The organism is Methanothermobacter sp. (assembly GCF_049720995.1).
In the GTDB taxonomy this organism is placed as follows: Archaea; Methanobacteriota; Methanobacteria; order Methanobacteriales; family Methanothermobacteraceae; genus Methanothermobacter.
The window spans coordinates 21,581-28,856 of record NZ_JBNASF010000020.1 but is presented as its reverse complement, the minus strand read 5'-3'; the positions used below and the strand labels follow the sequence as shown (position 1 = coordinate 28,856).

Sequence of the window (7,276 nt, the reverse complement as noted above, 5' to 3'; positions counted from 1 at the left end):
TTTGAATATATATTCAAAACTGGTATTTAAAGTTTTCCATCAGGTCAGAGACCATGGAAGGTCAGTCAGTTAATACAGACAGAACCATCCATCACCATAACCAGCAAAAATTAAATACCGGCAATCCTTAATCGCCATTGAAACCTGGACTGGAGGGAATGAGCTCAATAACCGTGACCTCAGAGGATGATCCTATACGAAGAGGAGGACCCCATGTGCCTGTACCCTGTGAAACATATAGAAAACGTCCTGAATCCTCATAAAGTCCCCTGAAAAGCGGAAACATCATACCAACAATCAGGTTGAAGGGATAGAACTGCCCGCCATGCGTATGGCCAGATAACTGGATGTCAACACCCCTCTCTCTGGCGTCATCCCAGTCAACAGGAAGGTGATGAAGAAGTATGAGGGGTCTCTTCGGGTCAAATTCCATTATATCAAGGATAGCAGAAAGTGAATGCCTCTCCATAGAATAACCCACACCTGCAATCTGCACACCCCTGAAATCAACAACACGCTGATCAATACACACGATACCCGCCCCTTCCACTGCAGACCTGAAGTCCACTGAATAGGTGTCATGGTTGCCAGAAACAAAAAATACGGGGACTTCCACCTTAAGCTCAGAGAGTGTTGACGCTTCAACGGGCCTTGAACCATCCAGTAGATCGCCTGTTATGAGGACTGCATCAGGTTCAATTTCAGAGATAAGAGATGAAACCCTCCTGAGGAAACCCCTGGACCTCACAGTCCCCACATGAAGATCTGAAAGCTGCACCAGCCTCAGGTTATCAGTGGACGGGAAGGGGACCCTCACAGTCTTAACCTGGATATTCATGGCCCTCAACAACCCATAGGAAACCATTACGATGGAGAAGACCGCCGCAGGGATGGGGGAAAAGGGAATACCCGGAATAAGTGATGCTGCAAAGGTTACCCCAAGACCAATGAGGATGTAAACAGCCATTCCCACCCATACCATTGATACCACATAGGCCAGCCTTGAGATAAAGGAGGGGTATGCCCTCTCAGAGATTATGGCCGCCGGTAGAAGAATGGTCATGGGAAAACTGAGAATCCCCATACCAAGAGATCCCAGGACAGCAAAATTAAGAAGATAGTATCCTGAGGAGAAGATCAGGACAAATGTCAGGACCTGGAACTCCCTCCTCATGGAATCACAGTATGGAGCTTTCAGGTAGTAACTTAACGAGGATGTAGTCGTACATCATTGACTTCCTGATCTCAGATATGTCGCCCAGCCGGTAATCAGAAACCCTCACATCTGCTATCTCATCATGGTAGCGGTCATAGTTGAGCTTCACACGGACCCCATCAAGCTGACTGGTTACAGGGGTGGGGGAGTAGACCTCCTTAACGGCAGGCACCTGGTTCTCAATCTCGGTCTTGACAAGTATTGAGGGAACCAGAGGCGGATCCGCCGACATTTCACGCCTCCTCCTGTCAAGTATATCCTCAACCACCTCAACAAGTTTTCTGAGGGCCCTTATATCCTCACCCCTCTTCAGCCTCCGGGGTATCCTTCCAAGGCCTCCAACATAGGCGTCAGCACCTGGAAGTTCGCTGAGGTCAATTTTCTCGGGTGATCCTGTAACGACCACCGGAATGTTTATGTCACTGAAAAGGTGGGCCTTATCCTTTATACACTGCTCAAAGCTTCCAAGGGCAAAAACTGCAAGGTCGTGTTCCTCTATGAGCCTTTTCTCATCCTCTGATATCCTGGATATCCCCTTACCTGCCCCGCGGGCAAGGCCTATCATGTTATCCTTGGCACCGTACCTCCTGAGATACTCTGATATATCACAGGCGGAATGGGGTAAATGATGCCTTGCAAGGGTCGGTGAGACAATAGCTATCTCGGTACCCGCCATCGGGGCGACCTTAACCTTCCCCAGAAGCTCCCTGGCCTTCTCCCTCACCTTATCCACGTCCTCAATTGGGACGGCCAGTGTGAGTATCAGGTCCATCTGAAGCATGTTCTCCTGGAGCACAAAGCCACCGAGGTCCTCTATCAGTTCCTTCATCTCCTCATGGCGGTGCACACCGCCCTGATAGGTTAAAGTTTCGTACATAATTTCCTCTCCAGATACATGTACCTGAATAAAGCCCTCTTAACAGGGTCCAGTGGAAGGTTTCGGTGTGAGGGGACCCTGATGCAGTCAAGTTCCATGTAATCAGGGCATACCGTGAAATCCTCACCCCGCTCCACGATGGTGAATCCCATGTCCTCCACGATCTCCCTTAAGAAGTCTGAATAAACCCTTACTTTTATTTTGCTGTTCATCTCCCTTAGCCCCGCAGGGTCATGCCACCAGGGGGAGCAGACATCAAAGTCTATCTCATCAACCGATGCGTACCTGAGGCTTCCGGGATCCAGGTCCTGGACGGCCCTGAAAACAGTTCCTATGGCCTCCCTTATCTGGGGGAATGTGTTCAGTTTAAGTTTAACCGCCCCACTTGCTGGTGTTTCAGATAGGACAAATAAAAGGTCTGCATCCTCATCCTCAGGTTTGCGGGTTACATCGTACCCCATGACACCCGCAACCCTTAGTATACCCTCACACATTGGCGTTGTAAGAATCCTCATTGAGTCACCGGTGAAGCCTATAAATACCTCATAAGTAAATCTCTCTATAATCATTTATAAGGTGTGCTGATGAGGGTAAGGCTCAGCTTTGAAAAACCCCGGGGCAGTGGACTCTGCATAATGGTTGACCTTCTGAGGGCAAGTGCAACCATAACCGCCGCCCTTGACAGTTTCAGGGAGGTTATCCCTGTTGGGGATGTTGAGGATGCAATGGAATACTCACGAATGGGCTATGTGGTGGCAGGGGAGCGTGGGGGTGAGACTCTGCCGGGATTCCTGGCCAACTCTCCCCTGCAGGTCCAGGAACATTCAGGTGATGTCCTTGTGCTAACCACCACCAACGGTACAAGGATCCTTGAGTCAGTCAAATCACAGGCCCTTGTGGGTTGCCTCAACAACCTCGAAGCGGTTGCTTCCGCTGCAAGAAAGCTTTCGGATGAGGTTGAGGTGGTCATGGCCGGTGTTAATGGCCGCTTTGCAATAGAGGATTTCCTCTGTGCCGGTGAAATAATACGTGCCATTGGTGGCGACTTTGAAGAGTACGCTGAGGCCTCAGTACTTGCAGTCCAGGACAGGTGCATGGTTGATGATGCCATAAGAAAATCCAGGTCCGCCAGGAGGCTTAAGGAACTTGGTTTTGCCGGTGACGTTGAATACTGCCTCAGAAGGAATATAACAGGAAATGTGCCTGTATACCTGGACGGGAGGATATCGCTGATCTAAGGGAGGCTGAAGTTGACATGAATGTGGAGGAGCTGAAGATAATAGGTACCGCCCATGTATCCGGAGAAAGTGTGGATGAGGTGAGAAGAACCATACTTGAGATGAAACCGGACGTTGTTGCAGTTGAACTGGACCCCGGGAGGTACAGGAGGCTCATGGATGAGAAAATGGGGATCAGAAGGGATGAACCCTCACTTATGGATGCCCTCAGAAGTGGAAACATTGGTGTCATCCTTGCCGGCTGGTTTTTAACCTATTTTCAGAGGAAGATCGGTGAGGACATTGGTGTTAAGCCGGGCAGTGAGATGCTTGCAGCCATAGACGCCGCCCATGAGGTTGGTGCGGGGGTGGCCCTCATTGACCGTGACATAGGGGTGACCATGCAGCGGGCGATCAGGTCAATGAGCAGGAGAGAAAAGCTGAGGTTCTTCCTTGCAATCATTAGATCCTTCATTGGGGGGGAGGATGTAAGGGATATCGAGAGCCTCAAAAGTGACGACACCCTTGCGGAGGTTATGGCGGAATTCAGGGAAATTTCCCCCTCAGCATACCGTGTGCTTGTTGAGGAGAGGGATGCATTCATGGCCCACAGGCTACTCTCCATTGAGGAGGATCGCATTGTTGCCGTTGTGGGTGCAGGTCACAGGAGGGGGATAGAGCACTACCTCAGGAACCCGCATGAACTTCCACCACTTGAGGAACTCATCTGAATGCCCCGTTGATGAGACACCACCCAGACCAATCCCACAGACACACCACAAACCCAGAACAATTAACACAAAACACCATCCAGACCAATGCCATGCTGGGGGAAAATATTCATTAAATACCGGTCCAATAAATATCACCGTGGAAAGAGCAGTGTGAGATGCAATGTATGTCATATTCAGATGTGACTGTGGAAGGGCCCTTTACTCAAAGGAGGGCGCAGATACCAGGAAGTGCGTCTGCGGAAGAACCCTCAAGGTTAAAAAAAGGCGCATATTTGGAAAGGCTGGTAGCTTCGAGGAAGCAGCGGAAATCGTAAGAAAACTCCAGGAAGAAAGGTATGGCACCTGCCATTTCACAAATCCAGTTAAAAGGGAATAGAACGAGATATGATAGAGGATATCCGATCATTCACATCACCCGGTGAGAGGAGAAACATAGAATTCAAGAAGGCACTCTCACCGGGGTATCATCTGAAAATGGACCGGAAGAAGAGCCTGATCTCCCAGATGAAGTACCGTATGGAGAGGGGTGGTGGAAGGGCCGTATACCTCCTTGGTGTGGAGGACAGCGGGGAACCGGTCGGGCTCCCCGATGATGAACTCAGGGAGTCAGTTGATGTAATCAGGAAACTGAGTCAGGAGATAGACGCCGTTGTGGAGGAGGTTAACCTCCATGAGGGAAGCCAGGGTAGAGTGGCCGAGGTGATAATCTCAAGGAAACAAAAAACAGAAAGGGAACACCTCCTCATAGGTGTCGCCGGCCACGTTGACCATGGAAAGAGCACACTCCTCGGTACACTCACAACAGGAACCCCCGATGATGGAAGCGGAAAGACAAGGATATTCCTTGATGTCCAGAAACACGAGATAGAAAGGGGGCTATCAGCTGACCTCTCCTTCGCCATATATGGCTTCAGGAATGGAAGGGTCATAAGACTCAAAAATCCCCTTGACCGGAGGGAGAAATCAGGGTTAATGGATAAGGCCGACAGGGTGATATCCTTCGTTGATACCGTTGGACATGAGCCATGGCTCAGGACAACCATAAGGGGCATTGTGGGGCAGAACCTGGACTATGGCCTCCTGACGGTTGCCGCGGATGAGGGCCCAACACATATAACAAGGGAGCACCTGGGTATAATGATTGCAATGGAGCTCCCGGTTATCGTTGTGCTCACAAAAACCGATATGGCCACCCCCTCCCAGAGGAGGGCTGTGCGGGAGAAGATATCTGAACTCCTTAAACTGGTTGGGAGGATACCCTTCCATGTGAGGGAAATGGAGTCTGCAGGGGAGATAGCCGGCAGGATGAACCAGCACATAGTTCCCATCATAGAGGCATCCTCTGTCACAGGGGAGGGCCTTGAAGTCCTCGATGAACTCTTCCTCAACCTGGAGGTTAAGCGTGACGTCAACGGGGATGAGAAGCCATTCCTCATGTACATAGACAAGATATACACCATCAGGGGTGTTGGAACAGTTGTCAGTGGAACCATCCAGCAGGGCCTTGTCAGGAAGGGGGATACACTGCTCCTTGGGCCCCTGAATACCGGAAAATTCAGGGAGGTCACCGTTAAATCCATTGAGATGCACCACTACCGTATAGGCTGTGCAGAACCAGGGCATATAGTTGGAATATCCATCTCAGGGGCATCCGCAGATGAAATAGAGAGGGGTATGATCCTGGCCCACCCTGACTATGAACCCGAGGCTGTCAGGGAGTTCGAGGCCGAGGTGGCCATACTGGTGCATCCCACAACCATAAAGGCTGGCTATGAGAGCGTAACACACATTGAAACAATAGCAGAGACCACCATACTGGAACCAATTGATGCAGAGTTCATGTCAGCCGGTGACAGGGGCAGGGTGAGGATGAGGTTCAAGTACAGACCCCACCATGTGAGGGAGGGTCAGAAGATAATCTTCCGTGAGGGAAGAAGCAAGGGTATCGGCTCAGTTACCAGGATCCTGGAATAGGTTAAACAAAAGCCTCCAACTAATGATCCCATTCTTCCATAATTTCAAGGAACTCACAGGCCTTGCATTTAATGCCGGATGCTGGTTCTCCACATACTGAACACTCCCCGATCCCATCCTCCTCCACCAGTGGTTGGAATGTGACCGTTAATGATTTCATGATCCTCTCCTTTATGCTGGGACTTTTCGATTCTATCCTGTTAAGGAAATCCCTTATCCCGGCCCTCATTGATCTGCTGGAGTAGGGACAGGGGTCACTGTGGAATTTTACATCATTGAGTTCAGCCCAGAGCCTGACATCCCCCTCAGGTGTGCTCCAGAGGGGTTTTATCCTTGGTACCATCGCGGGGTGTATCCTCTGAAGTTTCGGGCCGAACTTGGAGAACTTCCTCACATCGCCCCTTGCAAGGCTCATGATGAATGACTGAACCTCATCATCCATGTTGTGGCCCGTTGCAATCTTTGATGCCCCTATTTCCCTGGCTGTCCTGTTGAGTATCCATCTCCTGAAGACACCGCAGGGGATGCAGGGGCTTCTGAACCCTTCCAGAACATGGTCAAGTTCAAAGTTGAATTCATCCCTGAATGATTTCTCTATTAGTTCAACATTTCTCACACGGGCGTTTTCCCTTGCTGCGAGGACCCCCTTCCCCCTGTAGCCCTCTATACCCTCATCAACCGTGATGGCTGTGAGTTCAAAATCCAGTTCCTCCCTTAAATCTGCCAGCGCATGGAGTGTCAGCACACTGTCCTTGCCGCCTGAGAGTGCCACTGCAACGTGTTCTCCCCTCCCTACGAGTTCATATGATTCCATGAGACCCCTTATTCTGACCATGATTCTCCGGTTGAATTCCTGAACATCCATGGAACCGTATATATGGAACAGCCGACATATATATTCACCATGATAACAGCGGAGCTCACCATAATACCCCTCGGTACAGGCAGCACCTCGCTCAGCGGCTACGTGGCAGCTGCAGTCAGTGCCCTGGAGAGGATGAACGTGAGTTATGAGATCTCAGGTATGGGGACACTTGTTGAGGCCGGTGACCTTGATGAACTCCTTGAGGCTGTTAAGGCGGCCCATGAGGCCGTCCTGGAGGCGGGCTCAGAGAGGGTTTACACAACCATCAAAATCGATGATAGAAGGGACACCGATAGGGGCCTCAGTGATAAGGTTGAATCTGTAAAGAAAAAACTCCAGTGAGTGTTAAAACCCGACTGAGGTCAGCTGAAACTCCCCTAATTTAGGTAGCCT

At 50.4% G+C, this 7,276-nt stretch carries 9 protein-coding genes; 5 read left to right on the top strand and 4 right to left on the bottom strand.

Going from position 1 to position 7,276, the window contains the following annotated elements; genetic code table 11:
* Positions 1–127 precede the first annotated feature (127 nt).
* From ACPLJI_RS06990 to ACPLJI_RS06980, 3 genes are read right to left on the bottom strand one after another with little or no spacing between them, the layout of a single operon-like run.
* A complete protein-coding gene (locus tag ACPLJI_RS06990) occupies positions 128–1,174 on the bottom strand; it encodes a metallophosphoesterase (RefSeq protein WP_424731226.1) in 1,047 nt (348 codons plus the stop codon).
* Between the two features lie 4 nt (positions 1,175–1,178).
* Positions 1,179–2,093 (bottom strand): methanogenesis marker 7 protein, encoded by a 915-nt coding sequence (locus ACPLJI_RS06985; protein WP_424731227.1) that lies wholly within the window; start codon positions 2,091–2,093, stop codon positions 1,179–1,181.
* Positions 2,078–2,608: a hypothetical protein gene (locus ACPLJI_RS06980; RefSeq protein WP_424731228.1), complete on the bottom strand. Its 531-nt coding sequence runs from the start codon at positions 2,606–2,608 to the stop codon at positions 2,078–2,080. The genes ACPLJI_RS06985 and ACPLJI_RS06980 overlap by 16 nt, the downstream gene beginning before the upstream one ends.
* Positions 2,609–2,677: 69 nt before the next feature.
* On the opposite strand from ACPLJI_RS06980, the gene comB reads away from it, so the two are divergent.
* The 4 genes from comB (at position 2,678) to ACPLJI_RS06960 (ending at position 6,018) form a co-directional block, all read left to right on the top strand.
* On the top strand, positions 2,678–3,331 hold the full coding sequence (gene comB / locus ACPLJI_RS06975) for a 2-phosphosulfolactate phosphatase (protein WP_424731229.1): 654 nt from the start codon (positions 2,678–2,680) through the stop codon (positions 3,329–3,331).
* 17 nt (positions 3,332–3,348) lie between these two features.
* A complete protein-coding gene (locus tag ACPLJI_RS06970; RefSeq protein ID WP_424731230.1) occupies positions 3,349–4,041 on the top strand; it encodes a TraB family protein in 693 nt (230 codons plus the stop codon).
* 163 nt (positions 4,042–4,204) lie between these two features.
* Positions 4,205–4,420 (top strand): DUF1922 domain-containing protein, encoded by a 216-nt coding sequence (locus ACPLJI_RS06965; RefSeq protein ID WP_374891747.1) that lies wholly within the window; start codon positions 4,205–4,207, stop codon positions 4,418–4,420.
* Positions 4,421–4,428: 8 nt separating this feature from the next.
* Positions 4,429–6,018 (top strand): GTPBP1 family GTP-binding protein, encoded by a 1,590-nt coding sequence (locus ACPLJI_RS06960; RefSeq protein WP_424731231.1) that lies wholly within the window; start codon positions 4,429–4,431, stop codon positions 6,016–6,018.
* Positions 6,019–6,037: 19 nt separating this feature from the next.
* Here the strand turns inward: ACPLJI_RS06960 and ACPLJI_RS06955 are convergent, their stop codons facing one another.
* Positions 6,038–6,883, bottom strand: a complete 846-nt coding sequence (locus ACPLJI_RS06955; RefSeq protein ID WP_424731232.1) for a TIGR00269 family protein — start codon at positions 6,881–6,883, stop codon at positions 6,038–6,040.
* Positions 6,884–6,922: 39 nt separating this feature from the next.
* Between ACPLJI_RS06955 and ACPLJI_RS06950 the strand changes: the two genes are divergently transcribed.
* Positions 6,923–7,225: an MTH1187 family thiamine-binding protein gene (locus ACPLJI_RS06950; RefSeq protein ID WP_424731233.1), complete on the top strand. Its 303-nt coding sequence runs from the start codon at positions 6,923–6,925 to the stop codon at positions 7,223–7,225.
* Positions 7,226–7,276: the final 51 nt, after the last annotated feature.

Bases quoted from the DNA above. Each gene is read 5' to 3' on its own strand.
- ACPLJI_RS06990 (WP_424731226.1), bottom strand. From the start codon at position 1,174: ATGAGGAGGGAGTTCCAGGTCCTGACATTTGTCCTGATCTTCTCCTCA.
- ACPLJI_RS06985 (WP_424731227.1), bottom strand. From the start codon at position 2,093: ATGTACGAAACTTTAACCTATCAGGGCGGTGTGCACCGCCATGAGGAG.
- ACPLJI_RS06980 (WP_424731228.1), bottom strand. From the start codon at position 2,608: ATGAGGATTCTTACAACGCCAATGTGTGAGGGTATACTAAGGGTTGCG.
- comB (WP_424731229.1), top strand. From the start codon at position 2,678: ATGAGGGTAAGGCTCAGCTTTGAAAAACCCCGGGGCAGTGGACTCTGC.
- ACPLJI_RS06970 (WP_424731230.1), top strand. From the start codon at position 3,349: ATGAATGTGGAGGAGCTGAAGATAATAGGTACCGCCCATGTATCCGGA.
- ACPLJI_RS06965 (WP_374891747.1), top strand. From the start codon at position 4,205: ATGTATGTCATATTCAGATGTGACTGTGGAAGGGCCCTTTACTCAAAG.
- ACPLJI_RS06960 (WP_424731231.1), top strand. From the start codon at position 4,429: ATGATAGAGGATATCCGATCATTCACATCACCCGGTGAGAGGAGAAAC.
- ACPLJI_RS06955 (WP_424731232.1), bottom strand. From the start codon at position 6,883: ATGGATGTTCAGGAATTCAACCGGAGAATCATGGTCAGAATAAGGGGT.
- ACPLJI_RS06950 (WP_424731233.1), top strand. From the start codon at position 6,923: ATGATAACAGCGGAGCTCACCATAATACCCCTCGGTACAGGCAGCACC.